Raw genomic sequence first — 26,664 nt, forward strand, 5'->3', positions numbered from 1 at the left:
TCGCGCCGCCCCGATCGGAGCCGCTACCACCCGCGCCGGCGTGGCGCTGAGCCGACCAGCTCGCGCCTGTCGGCGACCGCACGGCTGCGGTAGACGATGTAGGGCCGGAACAGGTAGCCGATCGGCGCGCTGAACGCGTGCACCAGTCGGGTGAACGGCCACAGCGTGAACAACACCATCCCGATCAGGGCATGCAGCTGGTAGTCCAACGGTGCGTTGATCATCACCTCACCGTGCGGCTGCAGTAACCAGATCCGCCGGAACCACAAACCGACCGTGTAGCGGTAGTGGAACTCCCCGCCATGCGGCCCCGTGCCGATCAGGTCGCAGTAGAGCCCGACCACGATCGCCAGCACCAGCACCACATACATGACCTTGTCGCTGCCGGTGGTAGCTCCCGCTACAGCCGGGCGGGTGAACCGGCGGTAGATCAGCAACCCGATACCGGTCAGCGTCGCAAGGCCCGCGATGGACCCGGCGACGACGGCCTGCACGTGGTAGAAGTGATCGCTGATTTTCAGCAGGTGAGTCACACGCGGCGGGATGAACAACCCAACCACGTGGCCGGCGAAGACCGCCAGGATGCCGAAATGGAACATCGGGCTGGCCACCCGCAGCAGGCGCGACTCATAGATCTGCGAGGAACGGGAGGTCCAGCCGAACTTGTCATAGCGGTAGCGCCACCAGATGCCGACGCTCAAGACCGACAACGTGACGTACGGCGCGATGTCCCAGAACAACACGTTGCTAAACATTCGACCCGCCTCCTTCGCGTCGCGGCGGGACGGTCAGGGTAAACGGTTGCAGACCAACGGCTTCCGCGGGCGGGCCCGCCTGGGCCAAGCGCTGCGCGCGCCGCACGTCCTGGTCGGTCGCGGCCGGCAGCGTCGCGCAGACCGCCGCCACGGCGTGTTCGTACACCGACCCGGCGTCGGCCAGCGCGCCCCGCAACACGTCGATGGGGACGCGGTGCTCGACGAGTAGCCGTCGGCCGACGTCGGGGTCGACGGTCGCGGCGAATTCGAGTACGACGGGCAAGTGATCCGGCGCCTCATCGCGCGGCGGCTCGACACCCGCGGCGCGGTAGGCGGACGCGAAGGCGAGCATCTCGCGGCCCCGGTTGCGGGTGTCCCCGGCGGTCCAGTAGGTCAGGTACATCGTTGCGCGCCTGCGCATGTCGAAGGTCTCGACGTAGTCGGTCGCGGCGGCCATCGGGTCGCGGTCGCGTAGCGCGCCGAGCGTCCGCCCGAGCAGCGCCGCCGCGGGCCCGTCGATGTGGCCCAGCAACTCGTCGACCGTGTCCAGCCGACCATCGGGGTAGGCCAGCAGCAGCGAGGCGGCCTGCCACACCAGCCGGTCCTGCACCGTGGCGGTGCGTTCGCGGACGCGCGCCAGTAGCTTCATCGCGACACCGACTCCGGGAACAGCCCGACGGGCGCGCCCTTGCCGTCCCAGTTCAGCAGGTTCACCTGGCGCGCCTGCACGGCGTGGAAGGTCTCCACCGAGACGGGGGTGGGCCCGGACTCGTACATTCCCGGGCCGCCGTCGGACGACAACGAACAGCCCGCCTCATCGGGGGGCAGGTCGACCGGCATCGGGAACGCCGTCGGGATCACATAGCGCTCTTCGTATTTCGCGATCGCCAGCAGCCGATACATGTCGTAGATCTGCTCCTCGGTCATCCCGACCGCCTGCGGTATGTGCGGCTGGGTCTCGCGGCCCAGGTTGATGTCGCGCATGTAGGACCGCATCGCCGCCAGCCTGCGCAGCACCGCTGCGACGACGTCGGTGTCACCGGCGGTGAACAGTTCGGCCAGGTACTGGATCGGGATGCGCAGCGCCTCGAGCGCGCCGAACAGGTTACCCAGGTCCTCGCCGTCGTGGCCGTCATGACTCACCGCGTCGACCACCGGTGACAGCGGCGGGATGTACCAAACCATCGGCATCGTCCGATATTCCGGATGCAGCGGCAGCGCCACCCGGAAGGTTTCGATCAGCGCGTACACCGGCGACCGCTGGGCGGCCTCGATCCACTCGTCGGAAATGCCCTCGGCTCGCGCGGCCGCGACCACCTCGGGGTCGTTGGGGTCCAGCAGGATTCGGCGCTGCGCCTCGTAGAGGTCGGTGTCGTTCTCCACCGTCGCCGCCTCCAGCACCCGGTCGGCGTCGTAGAGCACCAGCCCGAGGTAGCGCAGCCGTCCCACGCAGGTTTCCGAGCACACCGTCGGCAACCCGACCTCGATGCGCGGATAGCACAGCGTGCACTTCTCGGCCTTGCCGGTCTTGTGGTTGAAATACACCTTCTTGTAGGGACATCCGGATACGCACATGCGCCAGCCGCGGCAGCGGTCCTGGTCGACCAGCACGATGCCGTCCTCGGTGCGCTTGTACATCGCGCCCGACGGGCACGACGCCACACAGGACGGGTTGAGGCAGTGCTCGCAGATCCGCGGCAGGTAAAACATAAACGTCTCTTCGAGTTTCAGCTTCACCTGCTCACTGACCTTGCGCAGGATCGGGTCCTGCGGCACGATCTCTGGCGAGCCGGCCAGGTTGTCGTCCCAGTTGGGGCCCCACGACACCTTCATCGGCTCGCCACTGAGCTGGCTGCGCGGCGCGGCCGTCGGGAAGGTGTCACCCGCCGGCGCCGACGTCAGGTTTTCGTAGTCGTAGGTCCACGGCTCGTAGTAGTCGTTGATGGTCGGCAACCGGGGGTTGGCGAAGATCCGCAGCAGCTTGGCGATCCGCCCGCCGTCGCGCAGCCGCAGGCGGCCCTTCTTGTCCCGCACCCATCCCCCGCGCCAGCGGTCCTGGTCCTCGTAGGTGCGCGGATAGCCCACGCCCGGGCGGGTTTCGACGTTGTTGAACCACACGTACTCGGTCCCCGCGCGATTGGTCCAGGCCTGCTTGCAGGTGACCGAGCAGGTGTGGCAGCCGATGCATTTGTCGAGGTTCATGACCATCGCCATCTGCGCCATTACTTTCACGTCAGTACCTCACGTCCTGGCTGCGCCGGCGCACCACCGTCACCTCGTCACGCTGATTTCCGGTGGGGCCCAGATAGTTGAACCCGAACGAATGCTGGCCATAGCCGCCGGCCAGGTGGCTGGGCTTGATGCGCACCCGCGTGAGCGCGTTGTGGTTGCCGCCGCGCTTGCCGTTGGTCTCGGTGCGCGGCGTGTCCACAGTGCGCTCCTGCACGTGGTAGACGAACACCACGCCGTCGGGCATGCGGTGGCTGACGATCGCGCGGCACACGTAGATGCCGTTGGCGTTCACCGCCTCCACCCAATCGTTGTCGCGGACTTGGATTTTCGCCGCGTCGCCCGGACTCATCCACATGGTGGGGCCGCCGCGGGACAGCGACAGCATGTACAGGTTGTCCTGGTAGGTGGAGTGGAACGACCACTTGGAGTGGGGCGTCAGATACCGCACGGCGAGCCCGATCCCGTCGGTTTCCGGGCCCAACTCCGGCTGGTTGAACAGCCGGGCCATGTCCAGCGGCGGCCGGTACACCGGCAGCTGCTCGCCCAGCTCCTCGATCCAGTCGTGTGCGAGGTAGAAATGCATCCGCCCGGTGAGGGTGTGGAACGGCTTGAGGTGCTCGATGTTGATGGTGAACGGGGCGTAACGGCGTCCGCCGGTTTCGCTGCCCGACCATTCCGGGCTGGTGATCACGGGGACCGGGCGGGCCTGCGTGTCGGCATAGGTGACGCGGCGTTCCTCGCTGCCCTCCGCCAGCTGCGCCAGCCGCTGACCGGTGCGCTTCTCCAGCTCGAGGAAGCCCTCGACGGCGAGCCGGCCGTTGCAGGTTCCGGACAGCGCGAGGATGACGTCGGCCATCCGCTGTGCCGTGGTGATCGCCGGACGTCCCACGCCCGCACCGGAATTCATCACCCCGAACTTGGCAGCCAACTCGCTGACCTCACGGAAGGGATGGACGGTGTAGCCCTTGACGGTCATCCCGAACTTGTCGACGAGCGGACCCAGCGTTACCCACTTGTCGTAGATCGCCGCGTAGTCGCGCTCCACCACGGTGACCTTGCCCATTGTCCGGCCGGGCACCGGCACGGAGCCGTTCTGCAGCCAATCACGTTCGGTGCCATCGGGATAGGCCATCGCGTCGGGAGTGTCATGCTGCAGCGCGGTCAGCACGACGTCGCTGCGGGTCCCGAGGTGGCGGCGGGCCAACGCGCTGAATGCGCGGGCGATGGCGCCGAATGCCTCAAAGTCCGAACGGGTTTCCCACGGCGGGTCGATCGCCGGGCTGAAGGCGTGCACGTACGGATGCATGTCGGTGCTGGACAGGTCCGCCTTCTCGTACCAGGTGGCGGCGGGCAACACCACGTCGGACACCAGCGTCGTCGACGTCATCCGGAAGTCGATGGACATCATCAGGTCGAGCTTGCCCTCGGGAATGTCGCCGGGCGGGGCGTCGGCCTGAATGTTGGAGTCGGTTCCGAGCAGGTGCTTGAGGAAGTATTCGCCGCCCTTGCCCGACGATCCGATCAGGTTGGAGCGCCAAACGCTCAGCACGCGTGGCCAATTGGTGGGATTGTCGGGATCGGTGACCGCCAGCTTCAGCTCGCGCCTCGCGAGTTGTTCGGCGACGTACTCGCCCGCGTCGCGTCCGGCCGCGGCCGCCTCGTCGGCGACGTCCAGGCTGGACCGGTCGAACTGCGGGTAGAACGGACTCCAGCCCATCGCGGTCGCCGACGCCAACAGGTCGATCGTGTGCTTGCCGTCAAACCTGCCGCGCCCCACCGGGCTGGTCAGCTTGTCGGCCCCATAGGAGTCGTAACGCCACTGATCGGTATGGGCGTACCAGTAGGAGGCGCCGGGCACCTGCCGCGGCGGGCGGGACCAGTCGGTGGCGTTCGACATGGTCTGCCAGCCGCTCAGCGGCCGCACCTTCTCCTGACCGACGTAGTGCGCCCACCCGCCGCCGTTGCGTCCCATCGACCCGGTCAGCAGCAGCAACGCCAGCACGGAGCGGTAGATGACGTCGCCGTGGAACCAGTGGCAGATGCCGCCGCCCATGATGACCATGGAGCGGCCGCCGGATTCCTCTGCGTTGCGGGCAAATTCCCGCGCGACGCGGATGGCCTGGGCCGCGGGGACCCCGGTGATCGGCTCCTGCCAGGCCGGGGTGTTCGGCTGGGCGGGGTCGTCGTAGCCCGTGGGCCAATCGCCGGGAAGTCCGTCGCGCCGCACCGCGTAGTGGGCCAGCATCAGGTCGAACACCGTGCACACCAGGTGCGCGCCGACCCGGCGCACCGGCACGCCACGGCAGACGGTCTCGCCGTGGCCGTCGATCGTATCGAAGCTGGGCAGTTCGACGAGTTCGGCGTCGTGCGTGCCCTCGACGCTGAGGGCCGGGACGACCGACCCGAGGTCCAGGTTCCACTTGCCGACGCCGTCCTCGCCGTAGCGAAATCCCAAGGAGCCGTGGGGGATGACGACGTTGTCGGTGGCCTCGTCCAGCAACGCGGGTTTGAACGCGGCGTTGTCGACTTCCTCGCCGATGTCGGCCGCGGTCAGGAACTTGCCGGGCACCAACTTCTCGCCGCGTCGTTCCAGCTTGATCAGGAAGGGCAGGTCGGTGTACCGCCGGGCGTAATCGCAGAAGAATGGAACCGGCTTGCGCACATAGCATTCCGAAAGGATGACGTGGCCCATCGCCATGGCCAGCGCCGCATCGGTGCCCGCCGCGCAGCGCATCCACTCGTCGGCGAACTTGGTGTTGTCGGCGTAATCCGGGCTGACCACCACCACCTTGCTCCCGCGGTAACGGGCTTCGGCCATCCAGTGCGCGTCGGGCGTTCGGGTGATCGGCACGTTGGAGCCCCACATCACCAAATACGATGCGTCCCACCAGTCCCCGGATTCGGGCACGTCGGTCTGGTCACCGAAAACCTGCGGCGAGGCCACCGGCAGATCGGCATACCAGTCGTAGAACGACGTCATGACGCCGCCGAGTAGCGAAACGAATCGCGATCCCGCGGCGTGGCTGACCATCGACATCGCCGGGATCGGGCTGAAGCCGGCGACCCGGTCCGGGCCGTACGTCTTGATGGTGTAAACGTGGGCCGCGGCGATGATCTCGGTGGCCTCGGCCCACGTCACCCGAACCAGGCCACCCTTGCCGCGCGCCCGCTGATAGCGGCGACGACGCTCCGGGTCGGCCTGGATATCGGCCCAGGCCAGCACCGGATCACCCAGGCGCGCTTTGGCTTCGCGGAACATCTCGACCAGCACGCCGCGCGCATAGGGATAGCGCACGCGGGTGGGCGAATAGCTGTACCAGGAGAACGAGGCGCCTCGCGGACATCCGCGCGGCTCATATTCGGGCCGGTCCGGGCCCACCGACGGATAGTCGGTCTGCTGGGTTTCCCAGGTGATGATGCCGTCTTTGACGTAGATCTTCCACGAGCAGGAGCCGGTGCAGTTGACGCCGTGCGTGGAGCGGACCACCTTGTCGTGGCTCCAGCGGTCGCGGTAGAACACGTCGGCTTCGCGGCCGCCCTCACGGGTCACGGTGCGCAGGTCAGGCGAGAACTCCCCCGGGGTGAAGAACCGGCCGCTGCGCTCCAGCAACTCCTCGATCACTCCGCCGAGGTGAGGCAAATCAACTCCAGGTCAAGTGTTTCTACCAGGTACTGTTGTATTTAACACTCAATACCTGCGATTCCGCTGTGTGCCGGCTGCCCACCAGCTGTGGTTGTGCTTAGAGCGCCCGGGCCAGGTCCCCCAGCCATGCCCGGTCGGCGGGCACCCAGTCGACGTCATGCAGTTCGGCTGCGGTCACCCAACGCAGCGCCCGGTGATCGTGCGCGTGGGGCTCGCCGCGGATCAGCCGCACGCGGTACGCGCGCAGCGTTGTCGTGTCGTTCAGCGGGATGTCCTCACCGAGCCGGTCGCCGACCGACACCTCGACCCCCAGCTCCTCGGACAGCTCACGGGCCAGCGCCTCCGGTTCGGTTTCGCCGGGCGCGACCTTGCCGCCGGGAAGTTCCCAGCGGCCCGCCAGCTCCGGTGGTCGAACACGCTGGGCCACCAGGACCGTCGGGCCGGAAATGACCGCTCCGGCAACGACGATCTGGTGCAGCATGGCCAGTCACGCTATACCGCGACACCGGTCCCCCGGCAACGACGCGCTAGAGCGCGTCGTGACGCGGTTCGCTTGCGATGTCCTCGCGGCCGCCCGCCCGGAGTATGTTCGGGCGTATGGCTGTGTTATCGGATCAGGAAGTAGACGCCGCCCTGCCCGACCTCAACGGCTGGGAGCGCGCCGACGGAGCCCTGCGCCGGTCGATCAAGTTTCCGGCGTTTCTCGACGGCATCGACGCCGTGCGCCGGGTGGCCGAGCACGCGGAGCGCAAGGACCATCACCCCGACATCGATATCCGTTGGCGGACCGTGACTTTCGCCCTCGTGACGCATTCCGAGGGCGGCATCACCAAGAACGACGTCGAGATGGCGCGGGATATCGACGGGATCGTCGACTAGGGGCGTGTCGGCTTACGTCACGCCCGCGCCGCGGCAGAAACCCGTGGCACAACCCAACACTCGACGGTAGCAGCCCAGCCCTCGCAACAGCCGGGCCCGGCCCGGGCCGCCGAATGTCGACTTACGTCACGCCCGCCTTTTGGCTCGTTCGCCCTGATTGCACGTTCGACGCGACGGCCATCCAGATCAGGGTCCCCAGCGCCGCGGCAACGTAGATCAGCCCCGCCCATGCGAGGTACCAGGGCCGGCTGATCACCCAGATCGTCGGCTGCGCATACAGCAGCAACCACGGCACGCCGATGAGTGTGAGCACCAACCAGCCGAAGCCCAGAATTCGCGCATCGGTCCGCTCGCGCAGCGGTCCGTGGACGAGCCAGATCATCAGCGGCACCAGCCACACCCAGTGATGCGTCCACGAAATCGGCGAGAGCAGCAACCCGAACAACTCGACCACCAGCAGCCTTCCAAGGCGGTCGGACCCGTCTAGGGCCCGCCACGCCAGGACGGCCACCACCGCGGTGACGGCGACCGCGGCCAAGACCAGCGGCCCGAAGCCGGCGTCGTGGCCCAGGATCCGGGAGATGGCGCCGCGCCAGGATTGGTTGATCGACGTGCCGATGGGCCCGACCCGATGCGCATCGCCCAGCAGGTCGGTGAAGTAGTAGCGGGCCTGGTCGCCGACGACCAACAGCGACACGCCGACGGTCGCGAGGAACACCACCGCCGAAAACGCGGCCGCGCCGTAGCGCCGGGCGCCGAGCAGGTAGACCCCGGCGACGGCCGGCGTCAGCTTGATCCCCGACGCCACGCCGACCAGCAGCCCCGACAGCCACCACCGGTTGCTGTAGACCGCCCACAGCACGGCCAGCACCAGGAACACGTTGATCTGCCCATAGTCGAAGTTGTTGCGCAGCGGCTCGATCCAGATGGTGACCGCCGTCCACAGCATCGCGACGCGCTGACCCTCGCCGCCGGGCACACCGAGTAGGCGCTGGCTGACGCGAATCGCGCCGTACAGCGCGGCGATCGTGGCGACCTGCCACAGGAAGCCGACCAGACCGAACGGCAGCAGCTGCAGCGGGTAGAACACGATCGCCGCGAACGGCGGATACGTGAAAGGTAGCGGGAAGTCCGGCGTCTGATCCGCGTACACGTAGCTGTACAGCGTGCCGGGGTGGTCGAGCGCGGCGGCGCCGCCGAGGTAAACGTGCAGGTCGACGAAGTTGGCGCCGTGCGGGGTCAGGTACGTCCAGCCCAGCCGCGCCGCGATGCTCGCGATCAACAGCAGGGGCGCGGCAGCGGTCAACCAAGTTGCCAGCCGCCGGGAGATGCTTGCCGCCGGGGCGGCCGTGGTGGTGTCTACGGGTCCGACTTTAGTCACCAGGCCCGACGGTCGCCGCTTGGTCGCCGCTTGGTCACCGCCGCCACACGTCTGGATAACGATCGAATAAATGCCACATGTGTCACTTGAGTCACATCCGTATCAAAGTAACTTCGGCGCCGGGACCAGTCATCGACAACCAGGGAGAGTCATGCCAACCATCTGGACCATCGTGCGCGCCGCAGCCGTCGTAGTCGGTTCGTCCGCCGCTCTGCTGACCGGCGGTATCGCACACGCCGACCCCCAGCCCGCCCCGGCGCCGCCTATGCCGAACATTCCGCAGCAGCTGATCAGCTCGGCCGCCAACGCTCCGCAGATCCTGCAGAACCTCGCGACGGCGCTCGGTGCCACTCCGCCCGTCCAGCCGCCGTCGGCTCCTGGCATCAGCGCCACCCTGCCCGGCCTCACGCCGGCCGCGGCGGCCGCGCCCGCCCCGGCAGCGACGCCAAGTCTGCCCGGGGTGACCGCGCCGATTCCGGGCATCTCGTCACCCGCCCCCGCCGCTGCGCCGGGCACCGTTCCGACCATTCCGGGGGTCAACGCGCCAGCGGCAGCGGCGCCGGCGGCTCCGGCGGTTCCGGGGGCGCCCGCCGCACCGGCGGCGGCGATCCCGGGGCTCTCGGCGATTCCGGGATTGTCCGCCATCCCCGGCCTCGGCAGTCCCGTCGCTCCCGCGTCGGCCGCCGTTCCGGCGACGACCCCAGGGATCCCGCAGGCGAAGGTCGACATGCCCGCGCTGCCGGGCCTGCCGGTGAGCGTGCCGCCGCAGATCTCGCTGCCGGGGGACCTGCCGGCGCTCGCCTCGGGCGCCGTTCCGGGTGCGCACCCCGCACCGGGCGCACCGGCAGCACCGGTAGCCCCGCCGTTGGCGCTGACGCCGCCGTCGCTGCTCGCGGCCCTGCCCTGAGCGATTCGATAAACGGCTAACCCACCAACGAGAACCGGAGGACACCATGGCAAGCACCTGGAACCTGTCCAAAGGTTTGGCCGTTGTCGTCACCGCGTCGGCTGCCGCGCTCGGGCTCTGCCCGGGCGCGGCGGCTGACCCGACGCCGCCGCCGAACCCCGCTCAGCAACTGCCGGGCCTGCCCGCGCTGTCGCAGCTGAGCCCGATCATTCAGCAGGCGGCCGCCAACCCCGGGCAGGCCACAGAGCTGCTCATGGCCGCCGCGCAGGCGTTCACCCACAACCCGGGCGCGCCGAGCGAGTCCAAGAACGTGGCCGCATCGGTGAACCAGTTCGTGCAGCAGCCGACGGCCCCGGTGGTGCCGGCCGGGCCGGTGGGACTCGCCCAGCCGGACGCGCCACACCTGCCGCCGGCGGGTATCGAGCCGGGCACGCTGTCGCACCTGCCGACGGGCGTCGACCCCAACCACGCGGCCGGGCCCGCGCCCGCCGCCGCCCCCGCACCTGCGGCAGCCCCAGCACCCGCGCCCGCGGCCGCCCCGGCGCCCGTCGCACCCGCGGCAGCCCCGGCGCCTGCCGCCCCGGCCGTCGTGCCCGCCGCGGTACCCGCGCCCGAGCCGCACGCGGCCGCCGCACCCGCGGCACCGGGACCCGCGCCGGCCGTCGCACCCGCGCCGGCACCTGCAGCCTCACCGGCACCCGCCCCCGCGGCTCCTCCGCCGGCGGCCCCGGCCGCGGCCCCGAACCTCGGCCCGGACGCGCCGCCGATGCAGGACTTCATGTATCCGTCCATCGGCACCAATTGCCTTGCGGACGGCAGCAATGCGATTGCGACCGCGCTGTCGGTTGCGGGTCCGGCCAAGATCCCGACGCCCGGCCCCGGGCCCGGGCAGACCGCCTATGTGTTCACTGCGATCGGCACACCCGGCCCCGCCGAGGTGCAGAAGCTGCCGCTGAACGTGACATGGGTGAACCTGACCACCGGCAAGTCCGGAACCGTCGCCCTCAAGCCGCACCCCGACATCAACCGGGACGGGCCGACGACGTTGACGGCGATCGCCGACACCGGTTCCGGCAGCATCATGTCGACGATCTTCGGGCAGGTCACCACCAAGGAAAGGCAGTGCCAGTTCATGCCGACGATCGGGTCGACGGTAGTCCCGTAACGACCCGTACCCCCGCCGCGGGCGTCCGAGTATCTCGGGCGCTCGCGGCATCGTCTTAATAGGCCATGAAAAGGATCGCGTCGCGGTCGTACTCCAGGCCCGGATGAACGCTGGCGAGGTGCGCCTGGGTCTTCTCGACCAGCTCGTCCTCGTCCTTGCCGACGAGGGCCTCTCCGCACGGACACGTCAGGTGTGTCTTCACGTTGCCGCCTTCCCTATGAGTTGCGTACCTACTCCTTGGCCGCTTTGGCCGCCTTTGCCGCCGCCTTCATCTGCTTCTTGTACGACCGCACCTTGCCCAGTGACTGGGCGTCGACGATGTCGGCGACGGATATGTGGGTGTTCGCCTTGCCGAACTCACCGGCGGCTGCCCGCCAGCCCTTCGGCGTCACGCCGTATTGCTTGCCCAGCAACGCCAGGAAGATCTGCGCCTTCACTTCGCCGAAGCCGGGCAACGCCTTGAGCCGCTGCAGCAACTCCTTGCCGTCGGGGTCGCCGTCGCGCCACAACGCGGCCGCGTCGCCGTCGTAGCGGTCGACGATGATCTGCGCGAGGGCCTGGATCCGCTTGGCCATGGATCCCGGAAACCGGTGTATGGCAGGCCTTTCCGAACACAGCGCGGCGAATTTGTCCGGGTCGTAGTCGGCGATTTCGGCGGGGTCGAAGCTACCCATGCGGTCCGCGATCTTCTTCGGTCCCGCGAAGGCCGTCTCCATCGGCACCTGCTGGTCGAGCAGCATGCCGACCACGAGGGCGAAGGGATTGTCGTCCAGCAGCGCGTCGGCGGCCGGGTCTTGGACAAGCTGCAGTTTCGGCACCCGGTCAGTCTAGAACTGCGCGCCCGACGCGACGAACCACGCAGATGGGCCAAGAACGTTAGCGATGCGACAGGCACGCCAGCTGGCCTTGCCGTCACCTACCGACGTGGCTAAAGCTCGACACAAGCCAAATTTGTGTGATCTGGATCTCACTGCGTGCGTTTCGATCGCCATCCCCGACAGCGGAGGCAACGGGGGCAACGGCGGACTGATCGGCAACGGTGGCGACGGCGGGAACTCGGCACACAACGGAACCCCGGGCGTCGGAGGTGTCGGTGGGCTGCTCTTCGGCGCAACGGAAAGAGCGGCGTCTCGGCCTAGTCGATCAGGGATTGGCGCAACAGGTTTCGCGGCTAGCCGCTCTTGCGGCGGAACTCCCGACGATTGCTAGCCGCGCCATGCGACCGCGACTGCTTGCCGCCGCCGTCCTTGTGATCCGATCCGCCCGCGGACTTCGCCGACTTGCGGTCGAGGGCCTCACGAAACTTGCGCTTGGTCTCGTCCTCTGGGGGGTCCGTTTCAGCCATACGGGAAGCCTAGCGTTGCGGCCTACCGCACGCCCGGCGGCAGCCCGTATACGTGCGAGATCGGCAGTGTCAGCAGCACACGCCGGTCGGTGACCATGGCCTCGCGGTATTCGTCCCAATCCGGATGCTCGCCGGCGATGTTGCGGTACAAGGCAATCAGCGCCTCGACGGTGTCGTCGCCGGGCGCGGCGGCCGGCGGCGTCAGCTCCGCCGTGCCCTCGGCGACGGCATAGGACCAGCCGTCGTCGGCGTCGACGAGCAGCGAGGCTCGCGGGTCGCGGCGCAGGTTGCGGGTCTTGGCGCGCGGTTCGGTGATCGACACCTGGATCACCACCCTGCGCGGGTCGAAGTGGTAGGACACGTTCGACAGCTGGGGACGGCCATCCTTCTTGAGGGTGGCCAGCACCCCCATCGCGTTACCACTGATCACGGCCAGCAACTTGTCGTCGAAGACTTGGCGCCCCATGCCAAGAGCCTACGTCGCGTTGCGTCGCTGTCGGGCGGGCTGCTGAAATCGGGTCATGGCCAAATACGCAGCGTTCCTGCGCGGAGTCAACGTCGGCGGCGTCAACCTGAAGATGGCCGAGGTGGCGGCGGCGTTCACCGACGCCGGATTCACCGACGTCCGGACGATCTTGGCCACCGGTAACGTCCTGCTGACATCGAAATCCGGTGTCGCCGCCGTGCGCAAGAAGGCCGAAGCCGCGTTGCGGGAAACGTTCGGCTACGACGCGTGGGTGCTGGCCTACACCGTCGACACCGTGCAGGCGATCTCCGACGGGTATCCGTTCGATCGCGAGGTCGACGGGTACCAGTCGTACGTCACGTTCGTCACCGACCCCAAGGTGCACGACGAGCTCGCCGCGCTGGGCGCCGGCTCCGACGAGAAGGTCAGTCCCGGCGAGGGCGTCATCTACTGGCAGGTGCCGAAGGGCAGCACCCTGGACAGCACCATCGGCAAGACGATGGGCAAGACGCGCTACAAGTCGTCGACCACCACCCGCAACCTGCGCACCCTGGATAAGGTGCTGAAGTGAAGGTCAGCCTGAGCGGGGTTTCCGAGACGGCCCTGCTGACGCTCAACGCTCGGGCCGCCGAGGCGCGCCGGCCGAACCCGATCATCGACGATCCGATGGCGGTGACGCTGGCCGACTCGATCCACTTCGACTTCGCGAAGTTCGGCGCGACGCGCCAGGACTTCGCGCTGCGCGCGCGGGCCTACGACATCCAGACCCTGGCGTATCTGAGGGAGCACCCGACGGCCACGGTGGTGGCGTTGGCGGAGGGCCTGCAGACGAGCTTCTGGCGCGTCGACGCTGCGATACCCGACGGCCAATTCCGTTGGCTGACGGTTGATTTGCCGCCGATCATCGATATCCGGGAGCAGTTGCTGCCTAGTCTGTCGGAGGACCCGCGGGTGTCGGTGTGCGCCCAGTCCGCGCTGGACTACAGCTGGATGGACTCCGTCGACCCCGCCGACGGCGTATTCGTGACCGCGGAGGGGTTGCTGATGTATCTGCAGCCCGAGCAGTCGCTGGATCTGATCGGGCAGTGCGCCAAGAGATTTCCCGGCGGCCGACTGCTGTTCGATCTGCCGCCGCGCTGGTTCGCCCTGTTCAGCCGGACGGGGCTGCGAACCTCGCGCGGCTACAAGATCCCGCCGATGCCGTTCAGCCTCACCCCGGCGCAGGCCGCGGGCCTGGCGCACAAGGTGCCCGGGGTGCGCTCGGCGCGTGACCTGAGGTTGCCGTCGGGCCGGGGCCTGCTGTTCAACGCCGCGATGTCGACGGCGTATCGGCTGCCGATTCTCGACGCGCTGCGGCCGAGCCTGACGCTGCTGGAGTTCGGCTGATCGTCGGGGACCGCTTCAGACCCCCGCGGAATTTCATCCTTGAGCGTCGCGCGCCCTAATCGTCGGGGACGTTGGTGAGGTAGCGCATCGCGTCGGACTTCGTCAGCCCCAGCGCCCTGGCCACCTCGACGTATTCCTTGGCCGCGGCCGCCATGGCGGCATCGGTCGGGTCGAAGCGGGAAATGAACGTGCCGAAGCGCCCACGGGTCTCGACGATCGCCGCCGACTCCAGTTCGCGGTACGCGCGGGCCACGGTGTTAGCCGCCACCCCAAGCTGCCCGGCCAGGTCGCGCACCGTCGGGAGCCGGGTGCCGGGCGGCAACGCGCCCTCCCGTACTCCGTCGATGACCTGGGTCCTGAGCTGGTCGAACAGCGGCTTGCCCGCTTTCACGTCCACCCGTAACAAATCCCGCAAGTCCACTCATCCAGTATGGCCCTAGCGCAGCTATCTTTGTGGGATGCGAGTGGCGGTGCTCAGCGGCGCGGGGATCTCCGCGGAAAGCGGGGTCCCGACGTTCCGCGACGACAAGAACGGATTGTGGGCCCGCTTCGACCCCTACGAGCTGTCCAGCACGCAGGGCTGGCGCGACAACCCCGAGCGGGTGTGGGGCTGGTATTTGTGGCGCCACTACCTAGTGGGCACCGTCGAGCCCAACGACGGCCACCGCGCCATCGCCGCGTGGCAGGACCAGGCCGACGTCACCGTGATCACCCAGAACGTCGACGACCTGCACGAACGCGCCGGCAGCTCACCCGTGCATCACCTGCACGGCAGCCTCTTCGAATTCCGTTGCGACCATTGCGGTCTGGCCTATACCGAGCCGCTGCCCGACATGCCTGAGCCGACGATCGAGGTAGAGCCGCCGGTGTGCCGCTGCGGCGGCCTGATCCGGCCGGACATCGTGTGGTTCGGCGAGCAGCTACCCCAGGGCCCATGGCGGGCCGCGGTCGAGGCGACCGAGTCCGCCGACGTGATGGTGGTGGTGGGGACGTCGGCGATCGTCTACCCGGCGGCCGGGCTGCCCGATCTGGCGCTGGCGCGCGGGACCGCCGTCATCGAGGTCAACCCGGAGCCCACGCCGCTGACGGGAAGCGCCACGATCAGCATCCGCGAGTCGGCGAGTCGCGCGCTGCCGGGGTTGCTGGAGCGGTTGCCGGCGCTGCTTGGCTAGCTCCGGACGCGGCGAACCTACGGCCGACGCGCCCGGCCCAGGGCCAGCTCCGACACCGGCATCGGCGCCCAGACCGGCAACGTCCACTCCCGCCGCGAAAAGTCCACCTCGAACCCCGCGTTGACGATCGAGCGCTCGGTATCGCGATGGGTGTGGCAGTTGCCCAGGAGCCGAGGCCAAAATGTCGCGTCGACGAACTGCTGCAACCGGCCGCGGGCGCCGGCGCTGGCGACGTGCTCGAGGTAGCGCAGCTCTCCGCCCGGCCGCAGCAACGACTGCAGCTGCCGCAGCACTTTGTCGGGGTCGCGCACCGAGCACAGCACCAGCGAGCACACCACCGCGTCGAACGGGGTGTCGCCGGCGAACTGCTCGACCGTCTCGCCCGTCACGGTAACGGCAACCGGCGCGCTCTTCCCGGCGACGCGGGCCCGCGCGGCCAGGTGCGGCTCGGGCTCCACGGCCACCACCTGCTGCACGGACTCCGGGTAGAAGGCGAAGTTCGTGCCGATGCCCGCACCGACTTCCAGCACCCGGCCCGACAAGCCCGCCAGGTTCTCCCGCCGCAGGGCCCGGACCGCCTCCGCCTCGTGGCTGGCCACGAACGGCCAGATCCGTGCGAAGAACGGGTTGTTGACCGGCTGGGCCGCAGTCGCTGTCATGCCGTTGGCCTCCCCTCCATAGGACGGTGCGAGAGCACCCAGTCGAACAGCCGGCCCGACGTGGCTTGCGGCCCGACCAGTCCTGAGACCATATGCCCGCACAGGACCGCGCCGATTACCCGGTCGGCGAACGCCTCGACGTCCCCGAATGGCAGGTGCGGCTTGGCGATCACGATGGCCGCGACGCCGTGCGCGGCACTCCACAGCTCTAGGGCGATGGTGGTCGGATCGTCGGTCCGGTAGACGCCCTCGTCCATCAGCGTCTGCACCGAGGCACGCATATGTTTGAACGCCGAGCTGGCCAGGGCCAGGTCCGCGTCGCTGTTGGACCGCCACTCGCCCATGGTGGCGAGCCGGTACAGCTCCGGAGTCTGTAGCGCGAACCGCACATAGGCCAGGCCCTGGGCGCGCAGGACGTCGAACGTGGACGGCTGCCCCTCCGCTGCGCGTTCCATTTCCTCGTCGAGCCTGGCCAGGTAGCGGGCGCACACCGCGTCCAGCAAGGCGTTCTTGTCCTCGAAGTGCAGATAGATCGACGGCGGCGTGACGCCGACGCGCTGGGCCACCGACCGGATCGACACGGCCCTGGCCTGCCCGGTCTCTAGCAGCAGGTCGGTGGCGGCGTCCAGGATTTCGTGGCCGAGCCGGTCGCCCGATCCGCGGCGGGCTCGGGGGCGGCGCACGCCCGTGACGGAGACGCTAACCATCGCGGGTGACAGTGACGTGCACGGGACGCCCGTTGTGCTGTGTCGTCTGTCCTTCGGGCGAGGCGTCGTCGGACACGGGACCGGTTGCCGGCTCGGCTCCGGCCTCGCTGATGCCGAACCGCTCGTGCACCCACACCAGCGGCTTGGGCGCCCACCAATTCCAGCGCCCCATCACATGCATGAACGCCGGAACCAGGACCATCCGGACCAGCGTGGCGTCGGCGGCCACGGCCAGCGTCAGCCCGAGGCCGAACATCCGCATGAACGACACGTGCGCCGCGATCAGCGCCGCGAACGACATCGACATCACCAGCGCGGCCGCGGTGATCACCCGGCCAGTGCGGGCCACACCGTGCGCCACGGCCTCGTCGTTGGCGGCATGCGCCTCTTTCGCGGTCGCCTTCTCCGGGCGGTACTTCAGCCAGTATTCGCGGATCCGGGACAGCAGGAACACCTCGTAGTCCATGGACAGCCCGAACGCAATGCAGAACAACAGCACCGGCATGTTCGCCACCAGCGTCCCGCTGGGCGTGGTCCCCAACGCGGCGAGATGCCCGTCCTGGAAGATCCACACCAGCGCGCCGAACGCGGCCGTCAGCGACAGCATGTTGCACACCAGCGCCTTCGCCGGCAGCACCACGCTGCCGGTGAGCAGGAACAGCAGCACGAACGTGGTCGCGGCCATCACTCCCAGCACCGCCGGTAGCCGCTGCGTCACCGCGTCGACGCTGTCGCGGTTGACCTGCGCGACGCCCGCCATCTGGACGGAACGCCCGCCGGGTCCGGATACCGCGTGCAGTCGTTTGAGCTGGTTGTCGGAGGCCGCCGAAAACTCCGGCGCCGTGCTGTTGACGGTCAGGAATGCGCTGCCGTCGGCCAGCCCGGCGGCGCCGGACGGCGGACCCCTGCGCTCCCCGGCGACGAACGTCCCCGTCGGGCTCGCGACGGCCGCGACGTCGGGCACCCGGGACAGGTCGGCGGCATACCGGTCCAGCTCCGCGGGGTCCAGGTTGCGGGCGTCGGGGACGACGACAGGCACCGTCATCGCGAAATCGTGCGCGAAGTTGGTGCGCAGCTGGTCACCGAGCTGATGTGACGACGTCGAACTCGGCAGCACCCGGTCGTCCGGGAAACCCCACTTGACCGAGAAGAACGGCAGGCCGAGCAGCAACAGCAGGGCGACGACGGCCAGGCCGACAGGTAGCCAGCGGCGCATCACGAACTTGCTGCAGCGATACCAGAACATGTCCTCGACCGGCTTATGGACCGGCTCGGGGCGCTTGAAGATCCGCCGCAGCAACCGGCGCACGTCCAGCGAGTCCAGCCGGCCACCCAGCAGCACGATCGCGGCCGGCGTCACCACGATGGCGGCGGTCGCGACGAAGGCGACGGTGGCCACCCCGGCGTAGGCGAACGACTTGAGGAAATACATCGGGAACAGCGCCGTCGCCGACATCGACAACGCCACCGTGGTCGCCGAGAACAGCACCGTGCGCCCGGCGGTCGCCATGGTCCGGATCAGCGCCTCATGCCGGTCGCTGCCCTCGGCCAACTCGTCGCGGTAGCGGCTGATGATCAACAGTGTGTAGTCGATCGCGAGCGCCAGGCCCAGCGCCGTGCTCAGGTTCAGCGCGAAGATCGACACCTCGGTGGAGAACGTGACGAATCGCAGCACCGACATCGAGCCGACGACGGCCAGCGCGCCCAGCGCCATCGGCAACGCCGCCGCGAGCAGCCCGCCGAACACCCAGATCAGCACCAGGAAGCTCAGCGGCCCCGCGATCATCTCCATCAGGAGAAGGTCGTCCTGGTTCTGCTTGTTGATCTGCGCGTACTGCATCGCCGCGCCGCCGGCCAGGACGGTGACGCCGTCGCGGTCATGGACGAATTGGTCGGACAGTGTCTGCGCGTTGGTCTGCGCGTTGTTCTCGCCGCCTTTGATGTTGACGACGATCAGTCCCGACCGACCGTCCTTGCTGATCAGATCCGCCGCCGCCTCGGGTGGCGCCGTCCAGGCGGAGGACACGTTGTAGACCAGCGGCGAGCGCTTCAGGTTCTCGGCGAGGTCGGTTCCGACCTTGCGGGCCTGCTCGCTGTTGACGCCTCCGGGCGCTGTCACCAGGATCAGCATCTGCTGGCCGCTCTGCCCGAACTTGTCGCTCAGGACGTTGATCGCCCGCGCCGATTCCGAGTTCGGGTCCTGGAAGCCGCCGGGAGACAGGCACTTGGCGACCGGGATGCCGAAGATCGCCGCTCCGACGAAGACGAGGACCGCAACCGCGACGATGCGCCGCGGGGCTCGGATGGCCAATCGTGCGATCCATTGCAGCATGCTCGCGTCCCTCCGCAGCGGTGCTTGTCGCGCTCCCCCTGGGCACCGACCAGTCCCGATAACTTAACTGCGCTAACTTACAGGTGTCAAACAACTCTCCTGTGGGTACGACGCCGGGTCTCGGAGGGTTCATCCGGGGCCGTGAAGCCCCGATACCCTACCGACGGGTAATAATTGCCACCATTTTCCGAATCGTGACTCACTGATTCCTTAAAAGTGGCTCATAGGCTCATGGTCATGTGGATCGACGACACGAGTGCCGACGTCATCAAGGCTGACTTCGAGGCTCTTTACCACGGCGACATGCTCGTCGAGGGTGAGACCTCAGAGCAGTTCGAGGACTGGCACCCACTTCCGACAGCAAGCTGAGTCCGCCATGGGTATGTTTGCGCGGCTATTGATAGCCAACCCCCGAGTCCAGCAATGGTTCCGTCGATAAGTTCGGTTGCGTTCCCCCTGTGAGGCCCCCCGCGATGCGGGGGGTCTTCCTTTTCTGTGGGCGTCGAGTCTGCGTTGAGCTCGTCGCGCGGCGGCCCCGCCGCGTTGAGTCTGCATTGACTGCGGTGGCTACTCGCACTTCCGCGCACTGGACGCAGAGTCACCGCGGTGGGCTGGTCGCGCGGCGGCCCGGCCGCGTTGAGTCTGCGCTGACTGCGGTGGCTACTCGCACTTCCGCGCACTGGACGCAGAGTCACTGCGGTGAGCTCGTCGCGCGGCGGCCCGGCCGCGTTGAGTCTGCATTGACTGCGGTGGCTACTCGCACTTCCGCGCGCTGGACGCAGAGTCACCGCGGTGGGCTCGTCGCGCGGCGGCCCCGCCGCGTTGAGTCTGCATTGACTGCGATGGCTACTCGCACTTCCGCGCACTGGACGCAGAGTCACTGCGGTGAGCTCGTCGCGCGGCGGCTCGGCCGCGCGCTGGACGCAGAGTCACTGCGGTAGAGCCGTCGCGCGAGCCTATGCCCAGTCCCTGAGCACGTCCTGCGGATCGCTCACCGCGACAGCCGGGCGGGGCGTGTCGTTGGCAGTCCGGGAGAACCGCGGCGCCGGCTGCGGTTGCAGGTTCCCGCTGTGGTCGTAGAAGGTGTCGCGCTCGGTGATGTGCGGCTCGGTCTGCACCTCGCCGAAGGCCAGCACCGGCGTGACGCAGGCGTCCGACTCGGCGAACACCTTGGCCCAGTGGTCGCGGTCGCGGCTGCCGAACGCCTCGGTGAAGGCCGCACGTAGCTCGGGCCAGCGGGCCACGTCGTTCTGACCCGGCAGGTCGGCGGCGTCGAGGCCCAGCCCCGTCAGCATTGCCGCGTAGAACTGCGGCTCGATCGCCCCGACGGCGACATAGCGACCGTCGGCGCACTCGTAGGTGTCGTAGTAGGGCGCGCCGCCGTCGAGCATGTTGGTGCCCCGGGTGTCGGTCCACATCCCCGACGCGCGGAACTGCCAGATCATCTGGGCGAGCACGCTGGATCCGTCGACCATCGCGGCGTCCACCACCTGCCCCTTGCCGGAGGTCTGTCGCTCCCACAGCGCGGCCAAAATGCCCACCAGCAGGAACATCGAGCCGCCGCCGAAGTCGCCGGTCAGGTTCAGCGGCGGGACCGGTCGCTCGTTCGCCCGGCCGATCGAGTGCAGGACGCCGTTCAGCGAGATGTAGTTGATGTCGTGGCCGGCCTGCTGGCTGCGCGGACCGGTCTGACCCCAGCCCGTCATCCGGGCATACACCAGCCGCTCGTTGACCTTGGCGCAGTCTTCGGGCCCCAGGCCGAGGCGCTCGGTGACGCCGGGCCGGTAGCCCTCGATCAGCACGTCGGCCTTGGCGACGAGGTCGAGGATCAGCTGGCGGCCATCGTCGGACTTCAGGTCAGCGGCGATAATGCGTCGGTTGCGATTCGTGGTGTCCCGCACGGCGCCGGCGGGATTAACCGACGGCCGATCGACGCGGACCACGTCGGCGCCCAGATCCCCCAGGATCATCGCGGCGTGCGGGCCGGGGCCGATGCCGGCCAATTCGATGACGCGCAATCCGTGCAGTGGTCCCGCCATGGGAGTACCGACCTTTCGTCTACTTTGACGCCGTTCGGATCTAACAACCGGTTGATTGCATCTTCGCAGCCGCAGTCGGTGGGGTTGCATGCCGGGTCCCGCCGCGAGCGCGGCGCAGCCAGGCGACGCGGGCCGCCGCCATCGGTACCCGCCGCGAGACTTAACCCACTGCGAACGTCGTCGGCGTGTCGTCGCAGCAGTTTAAGTGTCGCGAGCGCCAGCGCAGCGGACCACGCGGGTCGCGACCGTCAGCACCCGCGCAGCAGGGCACGCATCGCGCGGGGGACGCAGCGGGAGGCGGGAACGAGCAGTCACTTAGTGTGAATCGCATGTCCGAAATTGGAATTGCCACTCTCGCCCCCGTAGAGGGCCTCGACGTCGAGCTGACCGACGGCGTCCTGTCGGTGACCATCAACCGGCCCGACAGCCTCAACTCGCTGACCATCCCCGTCATCACCGGCCTGGCCGACGCGCTGGAGCGCGCCGCCACCGACCTCGGGGTCAAGGTCGTGCGACTCGGCGGTGCCGGCCGCGGCTTCAGCTCCGGCGCCGGCATCAGCGCCGACGACATGTCCGGTGGCGGCGGGGTCCCGCCGGACGAGATCATCCTGGAGATCAACCGGCTGATCCGGGCGATCGCCGCGATGCCACGCCCGGTGGTCGCCGTCGTGCAGGGGCCTGCGGCCGGCGTCGGCGTCTCCCTCGCGTTGGCCTGCGACGTCGTGTTGGCTTCCGAGAAGGCATTCTTCATGCTCGCGTTCACGAAGATCGGGTTGATGCCCGACGGCGGCGCCTCGGCCCTGGTCGCCGCCGCCGTCGGCCGCATCCGGGCGATGCGGATGGCCCTGCTGCCGGAGCGGCTGACCGCCACCGAGGCGCTGTCCTGGGGCCTGGTGAGCGCGGTCTATCCGGCCGACGAGTTCGACGCCGAAGTGGACAAGGTGATCACCCGGCTGTTAAACGGCCCCGCGGTGGCGTTCGCCAAGACCAAGGGCGCGATCAACGCGGCCACGCTGACCGAATTGGACGTCGCGCTGGAGCGGGAGTTCCAGGGGCAGTCCGGCCTGTTGCAGGCGCCCGACTTCAAAGAGGGCACCAAGGCGTTCCAAGAGCGCCGAGACCCCAGCTTCACCGACACCTGACCCATCCGGCCGGGCCGCGGCTCCGAACCACCGGGTGTGACACAAGTTCGCTGCCTGGTGACTGGAGCCACCGGCTACGTCGGTGCGCGACTGGTACCGCGTCTGCTTCAGAAGGGCTATCAGGTTCGCGCGCTGGCCCGCAATCCGGACAAACTGAGCCACGTGCCGTGGCGCGCGGACGCCGAGGTGACGCGGGGTGACCTCGGCGACGTCGACTCGCTGATCGCGGCCTGCGACGGCATCGACGTCATCTACTACCTGGTGCATTCGATGGGCACGGCCAAGGACTTCGGCGACGAGGAAGCCCGCGCCGTCGACAACGTCGTGACCGCAGCGCGTCGCACCGGGGTGCGGCGCATCGTCTACCTCAGCGGGCTGCATCCGACGCACGGTGAGCTCTCCCCGCACCTCGCCTCCCGCACGGCCGTCGGCGAGCGCCTCATCGAGTCGGGCATCGAGACGGTGGTGCTGCAGGCCGGGGTGGTCGTCGGCTCGGGGTCCGCGTCGTTCGAGATGATCCGGCACCTCACCGACCGGCTGCCGGTGATGACCACGCCGAAGTGGGTGCACAACCGCATCCAGCCGATCGCGGCGCGCGATGTGCTGTATTACCTGGTCGCGGCGGCCACGGCGGAGGTGCCCGAGTCGCGCACGTGGGACATCGGCGGCCCCGACGTGCTGGAGTACGGCGACATGATGCGCATCTACGCCGACGTCGCGGGCCTGCGCAAGCGGCGTCTGATCGTGCTGCCGTTCCTGACGCCGACGATCGCGAGCCTGTGGGTCGGGACGGTCACCCCGATTCCGCCCGACCTGGCGCGGCCGCTCATCGAATCGCTGGAATGCGACGCGGTAATGGGCGACTTCGACATCGACAAGATCATCGAGCCGCCGCCGCGGGGCCTCACCCCCTACCGCCGAGCCGTCGAATTGGCGCTGCAGAGGGCGGCGCAGGGTCTGCCCGACGCGACGTGGGCGTCGCTGCACTCGGAACCGGGCGAACCGTTGCCCAGCGACCCGGACTGGGCCGGCGAGACCGTCTACGTCGACGTGCGCACCGCCGTGCTCCCCGCCAGGAGTGAGCACGTCGTGAAGGCCGCCGGGCAGGCCGTGAACGGTCGGCGGTGGTGCCGCGTCGACGATGTCGGACGGGACGCCGTGCCGGGGGCGCGAATCCGGGCGCACCTGCCGGGCCGCGCATGGTTGGACATCGCCGTGTTGCCCCGGATCGGTGGCGGCAGCACCTACACGCAGCGGGCCATCTTCCTGCCCGGCGGCATCGGTGGCCGGGCGTCGTTGTTGATCGCGCGGCCGCTATGGGTCTTCGCGCTGCGGGCTCTGGTCCGCGACGTCAGACTCCGAATAGCGGCGGCAGGACCAGCACCATTATCAGGCCCCACACGAAGTGGGTCAGCATCGGCGCCAGCACGCCGCCGCTGGCGCGGCGCTCGAATGCACACACCAGCCCGAGAATGATCCCGGCGAAGCCCAGCATCACGTTGCCGCTGGCCAGCGTGGCGATGACATACAAAACCGTGGAGATAGCCACCGGGTAGTGCCGGCCCAGCGCGGTGTAGAGCGCGCCGCGGAAGAACACCTCTTCTGCGACGCCGTTCACCACCGTGATCACCACGACGAGCCAAAACGCTCCCTGGTTGGCGTAACGCAGCACCTGGGTGATCAAGTGCGCGACGGGCGCGATCTCCCGCGCGATCAGCCCGCCCACCACGAAGGCGCCCCCGACCAACAGCCCGACAGTCGTGCCGGTGATCACCGGGCGCTGATTGCGGCCGCGCCAACAGATGCCGCCGAGATGCAGCGGACCGGAGAGGAACGAACCCGAGAGCCACACGGCGGCCAGTGCCAGCGTCAGCCAGTAGAAGCTCGCCTCCCCCGGATGCCGCCGCAGCGAAAACCCGAGCAGCACCGCGCCCGTCACCAGCGTGATCCCGACGACGACGCGCCTGCGCCGCACGACGCCGGGTGGTTCGTGGTGCGGCACCGCGACGTTGGTGATCGCGCGGCGCAGCTCGACGGCGACGCTGGTGTGGTGCGGGGTGCTGGTCTGGGTCATGCAGTACGTACCTTCGGGGTGAGGGTGATCAGGATGTCCAGGCCGGTTCGCAGCGCCCCGGCAAGCGGGCCGGGCACGAGGTTCACCAGCCCCAGCGTGGGCCGCGCGATCGGTAGCGTCACCGCCCGGGCGAGCCGCCGGATACGCAACGCGTCACCACCGGCCCACACCGGGTCGGAGTCGGCGAGCTGATGCGGATCCAGCAGGCCGTTGACCGGCCGCGGCGCGTTGTTGCGTCCCGCCAAAGCCAGCGCGATGGCGTCGTCGACGCCCAGCAGGCCGCCGGGCGGGTCGGGCACCCGGTCGCGCAGGTCGGAGGGGGACGCCACCATCGGGTGGTCCAGCGACTCGACGAGGTCTTCGGCCAGGCTCTGGGGCACCGGCAGCGCGACACCGGTGACCCGGGACGCCACCGCGGTGTGCACCCCGGGCACCCGCAACGTCGCGAGCCACCGGCCGGAGACCCGCGCGTACGCCCGCAGCAGTCCCCGGTAGGACGTGGTTTCGGGGCCATGGATGTCATAGGCGCCCGCCGGCACCTTGTCGGGGTCGGCCGCAGCGACCAGGTAGTGCAGCACGTCGCGGACGGAGATCGGGTCGATCGGGTTTTCCATCCAGTTCGGTATCGGCATCAGCGGGAACCGGTCGCCGACATAGCGCAGCATCTCGAACGACGTCGACCCCGCGCCGATGATCACCGCGGCACCCAGCCACACCAGCTCCGGCCCGCCGTCGACGGTCAGGGCGGCGGCCACCTCGGCCCGGCTGGACAGGTGTTCGGACAGCGTTTCGTCGTCGGGCACGAAGCCGCCCAGGTAGACGATGCGCTTCACGCCGGCGTCCCGGGCCGCGGCCGCGACGTTCGCCGCCGCGGCGTTGTCGACCTCGCGGAAGTCGGGCTGACCGATCGCGTGGACCAGGTAATACACCACGTCGACGGGAGCCACCGATTGCAGTGCGGTCCGCGCCGACTCGGCGTCGGTGGCGTCGAGCACCACCGGCGTCACGTCGTCGTACCAACCCAGGCGTTTGAGCCGGGCCGGGCTCCGCGTCGCGGCCAGCACCTGATGACCGTCGGCCAGCAGGGCCGTGACCAGTCTTGATCCGATGTAGCCGGTGGCACCGGTGACGAGAATGCGCACGTAGTCCAACCTATCTTGGGGTGTGAGCGGCCCGCGTGGGCGGGCGGACGGGAAACGGATACCCATTTCGGGGCCGCGCCGACGCCCGTGAACTCATCTGAACCCATTCGGCGGCGGCACCGTGGGTACCTACATGGGGAGGAAGATTCGGCACAATTCCGTGCCTGCAACCACATCAACCGCAACTACTAGCGCACACCCGTCCGTGGCCGCAGTGGCGGTGAAGTTTCCGCAACACCGCAACACCCAAGACGAGACCATCAAGGCGCTGACCAATTTCGCCGGTCCGGAGTTCCGGCGGTTCGCGATGAGCAGCGGGGTCGAACACCGCCACACCGCGCTGCCGCTGTCGCGCTACGGCCGGCTGAGCGGGTTCAGCGAGGCCAACGACACCTACATCGACGTCGCGCTGGATCTGGCCGAGCAGGCACTGGTCTCCGCGCTGGACGACGCCAAGGTGAAGCCCTCGGAGGTGGACATCGTCTTTTCGACGACGGTGACCGGGCTGTCGGTGCCGACGCTCGAGGCACGGCTGGCCGCGCGGGTTGGGCTGCGCCAGGACGTCAAGCGCGTCCCGCTGTTCGGCCTGGGTTGTGTGGCCGGCGCCGCCGGGGTGGCGCGCATGCACGACTACCTGCTCGCCTTTCCGAACCAGGTGGCGGCGCTGCTGGCCGTCGAACTGTGCTCGCTGACCATCCAGCGCAAGGACAATTCGGTGGCCAACCTGGTCGCGAGCAGCCTGTTCGGCGACGGCGCCGCTGCCGTCATCACCAAAGGCGCGCAGCGGCGGTCGCCCGGGCGTCCGGGGCCCAGGGTTTTGGACACCCGCAGCCGCATTTACCCCGACACCGAGGACGTGATGGGCTGGAGGATCGGCGGCGACGGCTTCCGGATCGTGCTGTCCGTGGACGTCGCAACCGTCACCGAGAAGTACCTGGGCGAGGACGTCCGCGGCTTCCTCGGCGATCACGGGTTGTCGCCACGCGACGTGACGACGTGGGTCTGCCACCCGGGCGGGCCGCGCGTGATTGAGGCCGTCGAGAGCGTGTTGGAGCTGTCGGCGGACGCGCTTGATCACACCCGAAACTCGCTGCGCGACAACGGCAACCTGTCGTCGGTGTCGGTGCTCGACGTGCTTCGAGCCAACCTGGCCGATCCGCCGCCGGCCGGGTCGATCGGCCTGATGATCGCGATGGGGCCGGCCTTCTGTTCGGAATTGGTGCTGCTCGAGTGGTAGT

General features: G+C 68.8%; 26 protein-coding genes and 1 pseudogene. 10 read left to right on the top strand and 17 right to left on the bottom strand.

What is annotated here, in order from left to right:
- Window positions 1–23 precede the first annotated feature (23 nt).
- The 5 genes from narI to AC5Y5V_RS24430 form a co-directional block, all read right to left on the bottom strand.
- Window positions 24–755, bottom strand: a complete 732-nt coding sequence (narI, locus tag AC5Y5V_RS24410; protein WP_499940518.1) for a respiratory nitrate reductase subunit gamma — start codon at window positions 753–755, stop codon at window positions 24–26.
- On the bottom strand, window positions 748–1,404 hold the full coding sequence (gene narJ, locus AC5Y5V_RS24415; RefSeq protein ID WP_499940519.1) for a nitrate reductase molybdenum cofactor assembly chaperone: 657 nt from the start codon (window positions 1,402–1,404) through the stop codon (window positions 748–750). Before narJ ends, narI begins: the two co-directional genes overlap by 8 nt.
- Entirely contained in the window at window positions 1,401–2,987 is a 1,587-nt protein-coding gene (gene narH / locus AC5Y5V_RS24420) for a nitrate reductase subunit beta (protein ID WP_499940521.1), read from the bottom strand. The genes narJ and narH overlap by 4 nt, the downstream gene beginning before the upstream one ends.
- A 1-nt stretch (window position 2,988) precedes the next feature.
- Complete coding sequence (locus tag AC5Y5V_RS24425; RefSeq protein ID WP_499940522.1) at window positions 2,989–6,627, bottom strand: nitrate reductase subunit alpha; 3,639 nt, start codon at window positions 6,625–6,627, stop codon at window positions 2,989–2,991.
- Window positions 6,628–6,727: 100 nt separating this feature from the next.
- Window positions 6,728–7,111: a (deoxy)nucleoside triphosphate pyrophosphohydrolase gene (locus AC5Y5V_RS24430; protein WP_499940523.1), complete on the bottom strand. Its 384-nt coding sequence runs from the start codon at window positions 7,109–7,111 to the stop codon at window positions 6,728–6,730.
- A 116-nt stretch (window positions 7,112–7,227) separates the two neighbouring features.
- On the opposite strand from AC5Y5V_RS24430, the gene AC5Y5V_RS24435 reads away from it, so the two are divergent.
- On the top strand, window positions 7,228–7,509 hold the full coding sequence (locus AC5Y5V_RS24435; RefSeq protein WP_499940524.1) for a 4a-hydroxytetrahydrobiopterin dehydratase: 282 nt from the start codon (window positions 7,228–7,230) through the stop codon (window positions 7,507–7,509).
- A gap of 121 nt (window positions 7,510–7,630) precedes the next feature.
- Here the strand turns inward: AC5Y5V_RS24435 and AC5Y5V_RS24440 are convergent, their stop codons facing one another.
- Window positions 7,631–8,893, bottom strand: coding sequence for a mannosyltransferase (locus AC5Y5V_RS24440; protein ID WP_499940578.1), 1,263 nt, complete (start codon window positions 8,891–8,893; stop codon window positions 7,631–7,633).
- Between the two features lie 148 nt (window positions 8,894–9,041).
- Here AC5Y5V_RS24440 and AC5Y5V_RS24445 point away from each other — a divergent pair, with 148 nt between their 5' ends.
- Window positions 9,042–9,797 carry a hypothetical protein gene (locus AC5Y5V_RS24445; RefSeq protein ID WP_499940525.1) on the top strand — a complete coding sequence of 252 codons (756 nt, stop codon included), beginning with the start codon at window positions 9,042–9,044 and terminating at the stop codon, window positions 9,795–9,797.
- Window positions 9,798–9,843: 46 nt separating this feature from the next.
- The gene (locus AC5Y5V_RS24450; RefSeq protein WP_499940526.1) at window positions 9,844–10,962 is read left to right on the top strand and encodes an Rv1157c family protein; all 1,119 of its coding nucleotides are present in this window, start codon (window positions 9,844–9,846) and stop codon (window positions 10,960–10,962) included.
- Window positions 10,963–11,017: 55 nt separating this feature from the next.
- Here AC5Y5V_RS24450 and AC5Y5V_RS24455 read toward each other — a convergent pair whose 3' ends face one another.
- The 4 genes from AC5Y5V_RS24455 to AC5Y5V_RS24470 form a co-directional block, all read right to left on the bottom strand.
- Window positions 11,018–11,164, bottom strand: a complete 147-nt coding sequence (locus AC5Y5V_RS24455; protein ID WP_499940528.1) for a DUF1059 domain-containing protein — start codon at window positions 11,162–11,164, stop codon at window positions 11,018–11,020.
- A 28-nt stretch (window positions 11,165–11,192) separates the two neighbouring features.
- Window positions 11,193–11,780: an HhH-GPD-type base excision DNA repair protein gene (locus AC5Y5V_RS24460; RefSeq protein ID WP_499940530.1), complete on the bottom strand. Its 588-nt coding sequence runs from the start codon at window positions 11,778–11,780 to the stop codon at window positions 11,193–11,195.
- Between the two features lie 353 nt (window positions 11,781–12,133).
- A complete protein-coding gene (locus tag AC5Y5V_RS24465; RefSeq protein ID WP_499940531.1) occupies window positions 12,134–12,307 on the bottom strand; it encodes a DUF5302 domain-containing protein in 174 nt (57 codons plus the stop codon).
- A 22-nt stretch (window positions 12,308–12,329) separates the two neighbouring features.
- Entirely contained in the window at window positions 12,330–12,773 is a 444-nt protein-coding gene (locus AC5Y5V_RS24470) for a PPOX class F420-dependent oxidoreductase (RefSeq protein ID WP_499940532.1), read from the bottom strand.
- A 55-nt stretch (window positions 12,774–12,828) separates the two neighbouring features.
- Between AC5Y5V_RS24470 and AC5Y5V_RS24475 the strand changes: the two genes are divergently transcribed.
- Complete coding sequence (locus tag AC5Y5V_RS24475; protein ID WP_499940533.1) at window positions 12,829–13,344, top strand: DUF1697 domain-containing protein; 516 nt, start codon at window positions 12,829–12,831, stop codon at window positions 13,342–13,344.
- Entirely contained in the window at window positions 13,341–14,159 is an 819-nt protein-coding gene (locus AC5Y5V_RS24480) for a class I SAM-dependent methyltransferase (protein ID WP_499940534.1), read from the top strand. Before AC5Y5V_RS24475 ends, AC5Y5V_RS24480 begins: the two co-directional genes overlap by 4 nt.
- 55 nt (window positions 14,160–14,214) lie before the next feature.
- On the opposite strand, the gene AC5Y5V_RS24485 is transcribed toward AC5Y5V_RS24480, so the two are convergent.
- Window positions 14,215–14,580: an Rv1152 family transcriptional regulator gene (locus tag AC5Y5V_RS24485; protein WP_499940535.1), complete on the bottom strand. Its 366-nt coding sequence runs from the start codon at window positions 14,578–14,580 to the stop codon at window positions 14,215–14,217.
- Window positions 14,581–14,617: 37 nt separating this feature from the next.
- Between AC5Y5V_RS24485 and AC5Y5V_RS24490 the strand changes: the two genes are divergently transcribed.
- Entirely contained in the window at window positions 14,618–15,331 is a 714-nt protein-coding gene (locus AC5Y5V_RS24490; RefSeq protein WP_499940537.1) for an SIR2 family NAD-dependent protein deacylase, read from the top strand.
- A gap of 17 nt (window positions 15,332–15,348) precedes the next feature.
- Here AC5Y5V_RS24490 and AC5Y5V_RS24495 read toward each other — a convergent pair whose 3' ends face one another.
- From AC5Y5V_RS24495 to AC5Y5V_RS24505, 3 genes are read right to left on the bottom strand one after another with little or no spacing between them, the layout of a single operon-like run.
- A complete protein-coding gene (locus tag AC5Y5V_RS24495) occupies window positions 15,349–15,990 on the bottom strand; it encodes a class I SAM-dependent methyltransferase (protein ID WP_499940539.1) in 642 nt (213 codons plus the stop codon).
- Entirely contained in the window at window positions 15,987–16,697 is a 711-nt protein-coding gene (locus AC5Y5V_RS24500; protein ID WP_499940540.1) for a TetR/AcrR family transcriptional regulator, read from the bottom strand. Before AC5Y5V_RS24500 ends, AC5Y5V_RS24495 begins: the two co-directional genes overlap by 4 nt.
- Entirely contained in the window at window positions 16,690–19,029 is a 2,340-nt protein-coding gene (locus AC5Y5V_RS24505; protein ID WP_499940541.1) for an MMPL family transporter, read from the bottom strand. The genes AC5Y5V_RS24500 and AC5Y5V_RS24505 overlap by 8 nt, the downstream gene beginning before the upstream one ends.
- A 237-nt stretch (window positions 19,030–19,266) precedes the next feature.
- On the opposite strand from AC5Y5V_RS24505, the gene AC5Y5V_RS24510 reads away from it, so the two are divergent.
- Window positions 19,267–19,398 (top strand): hypothetical protein, encoded by a 132-nt coding sequence (locus tag AC5Y5V_RS24510; protein ID WP_499940542.1) that lies wholly within the window; start codon window positions 19,267–19,269, stop codon window positions 19,396–19,398.
- Window positions 19,399–19,985: 587 nt separating this feature from the next.
- Here the strand turns inward: AC5Y5V_RS24510 and AC5Y5V_RS24515 are convergent.
- On the bottom strand, window positions 19,986–21,068 hold the full coding sequence (locus AC5Y5V_RS24515) for a CaiB/BaiF CoA transferase family protein (RefSeq protein ID WP_499940543.1): 1,083 nt from the start codon (window positions 21,066–21,068) through the stop codon (window positions 19,986–19,988).
- Window positions 21,069–21,397: 329 nt separating this feature from the next.
- Between AC5Y5V_RS24515 and AC5Y5V_RS24520 the strand changes: the two genes are divergently transcribed.
- Together AC5Y5V_RS24520 and AC5Y5V_RS24525 are read left to right on the top strand one after the other, a co-directional pair.
- Window positions 21,398–22,210 carry an enoyl-CoA hydratase gene (locus tag AC5Y5V_RS24520; protein WP_499940544.1) on the top strand — a complete coding sequence of 271 codons (813 nt, stop codon included), beginning with the start codon at window positions 21,398–21,400 and terminating at the stop codon, window positions 22,208–22,210.
- A 36-nt stretch (window positions 22,211–22,246) separates the two neighbouring features.
- Window positions 22,247–23,491 (top strand): annotated as a pseudogene (locus AC5Y5V_RS24525) (NAD(P)H-binding protein); the annotation flags it as partial.
- Between the two features lie 70 nt (window positions 23,492–23,561).
- Here AC5Y5V_RS24525 and AC5Y5V_RS24530 read toward each other — a convergent pair.
- Window positions 23,562–24,284, bottom strand: coding sequence for a CPBP family intramembrane glutamic endopeptidase (locus AC5Y5V_RS24530; RefSeq protein ID WP_499940545.1), 723 nt, complete (start codon window positions 24,282–24,284; stop codon window positions 23,562–23,564).
- Window positions 24,281–25,426, bottom strand: a complete 1,146-nt coding sequence (locus tag AC5Y5V_RS24535) for an NAD(P)H-binding protein (protein WP_499940548.1) — start codon at window positions 25,424–25,426, stop codon at window positions 24,281–24,283. Before AC5Y5V_RS24535 ends, AC5Y5V_RS24530 begins: the two co-directional genes overlap by 4 nt.
- 133 nt (window positions 25,427–25,559) lie before the next feature.
- Between AC5Y5V_RS24535 and AC5Y5V_RS24540 the strand changes: the two genes are divergently transcribed.
- Window positions 25,560–26,663 (top strand): type III polyketide synthase, encoded by a 1,104-nt coding sequence (locus tag AC5Y5V_RS24540; RefSeq protein WP_499940549.1) that lies wholly within the window; start codon window positions 25,560–25,562, stop codon window positions 26,661–26,663.
- The last annotated feature ends 1 nt before the right edge of the window (window position 26,664 follow it).

The sequence above is a fragment of the Mycobacterium sp. NGS68 genome (assembly GCF_059812195.1).

Excerpts from the sequence above, each read along its gene's own strand:
- AC5Y5V_RS24505 (WP_499940541.1), bottom strand. The coding sequence starts at position 19,029 with ATGCTGCAATGGATCGCACGATTGGCCATCCGAGCCCCGCGGCGCATC.
- AC5Y5V_RS24450 (WP_499940526.1), top strand. The coding sequence starts at position 9,844 with ATGGCAAGCACCTGGAACCTGTCCAAAGGTTTGGCCGTTGTCGTCACC.
- AC5Y5V_RS24445 (WP_499940525.1), top strand. The coding sequence starts at position 9,042 with ATGCCAACCATCTGGACCATCGTGCGCGCCGCAGCCGTCGTAGTCGGT.
- AC5Y5V_RS24475 (WP_499940533.1), top strand. The coding sequence starts at position 12,829 with ATGGCCAAATACGCAGCGTTCCTGCGCGGAGTCAACGTCGGCGGCGTC.
- AC5Y5V_RS24430 (WP_499940523.1), bottom strand. The coding sequence starts at position 7,111 with ATGCTGCACCAGATCGTCGTTGCCGGAGCGGTCATTTCCGGCCCGACG.
- AC5Y5V_RS24540 (WP_499940549.1), top strand. The coding sequence starts at position 25,560 with ATGGGGAGGAAGATTCGGCACAATTCCGTGCCTGCAACCACATCAACC.
- AC5Y5V_RS24515 (WP_499940543.1), bottom strand. The coding sequence starts at position 21,068 with ATGGCGGGACCACTGCACGGATTGCGCGTCATCGAATTGGCCGGCATC.
- AC5Y5V_RS24435 (WP_499940524.1), top strand. The coding sequence starts at position 7,228 with ATGGCTGTGTTATCGGATCAGGAAGTAGACGCCGCCCTGCCCGACCTC.
- AC5Y5V_RS24465 (WP_499940531.1), bottom strand. The coding sequence starts at position 12,307 with ATGGCTGAAACGGACCCCCCAGAGGACGAGACCAAGCGCAAGTTTCGT.
- AC5Y5V_RS24495 (WP_499940539.1), bottom strand. The coding sequence starts at position 15,990 with ATGACAGCGACTGCGGCCCAGCCGGTCAACAACCCGTTCTTCGCACGG.
- AC5Y5V_RS24500 (WP_499940540.1), bottom strand. The coding sequence starts at position 16,697 with ATGGTTAGCGTCTCCGTCACGGGCGTGCGCCGCCCCCGAGCCCGCCGC.
- AC5Y5V_RS24470 (WP_499940532.1), bottom strand. The coding sequence starts at position 12,773 with ATGGGGCGCCAAGTCTTCGACGACAAGTTGCTGGCCGTGATCAGTGGT.
- AC5Y5V_RS24490 (WP_499940537.1), top strand. The coding sequence starts at position 14,618 with ATGCGAGTGGCGGTGCTCAGCGGCGCGGGGATCTCCGCGGAAAGCGGG.
- AC5Y5V_RS24520 (WP_499940544.1), top strand. The coding sequence starts at position 21,398 with ATGTCCGAAATTGGAATTGCCACTCTCGCCCCCGTAGAGGGCCTCGAC.
- AC5Y5V_RS24510 (WP_499940542.1), top strand. The coding sequence starts at position 19,267 with ATGTGGATCGACGACACGAGTGCCGACGTCATCAAGGCTGACTTCGAG.
- narI (WP_499940518.1), bottom strand. The coding sequence starts at position 755 with ATGTTTAGCAACGTGTTGTTCTGGGACATCGCGCCGTACGTCACGTTG.
- AC5Y5V_RS24530 (WP_499940545.1), bottom strand. The coding sequence starts at position 24,284 with ATGACCCAGACCAGCACCCCGCACCACACCAGCGTCGCCGTCGAGCTG.
- narJ (WP_499940519.1), bottom strand. The coding sequence starts at position 1,404 with ATGAAGCTACTGGCGCGCGTCCGCGAACGCACCGCCACGGTGCAGGAC.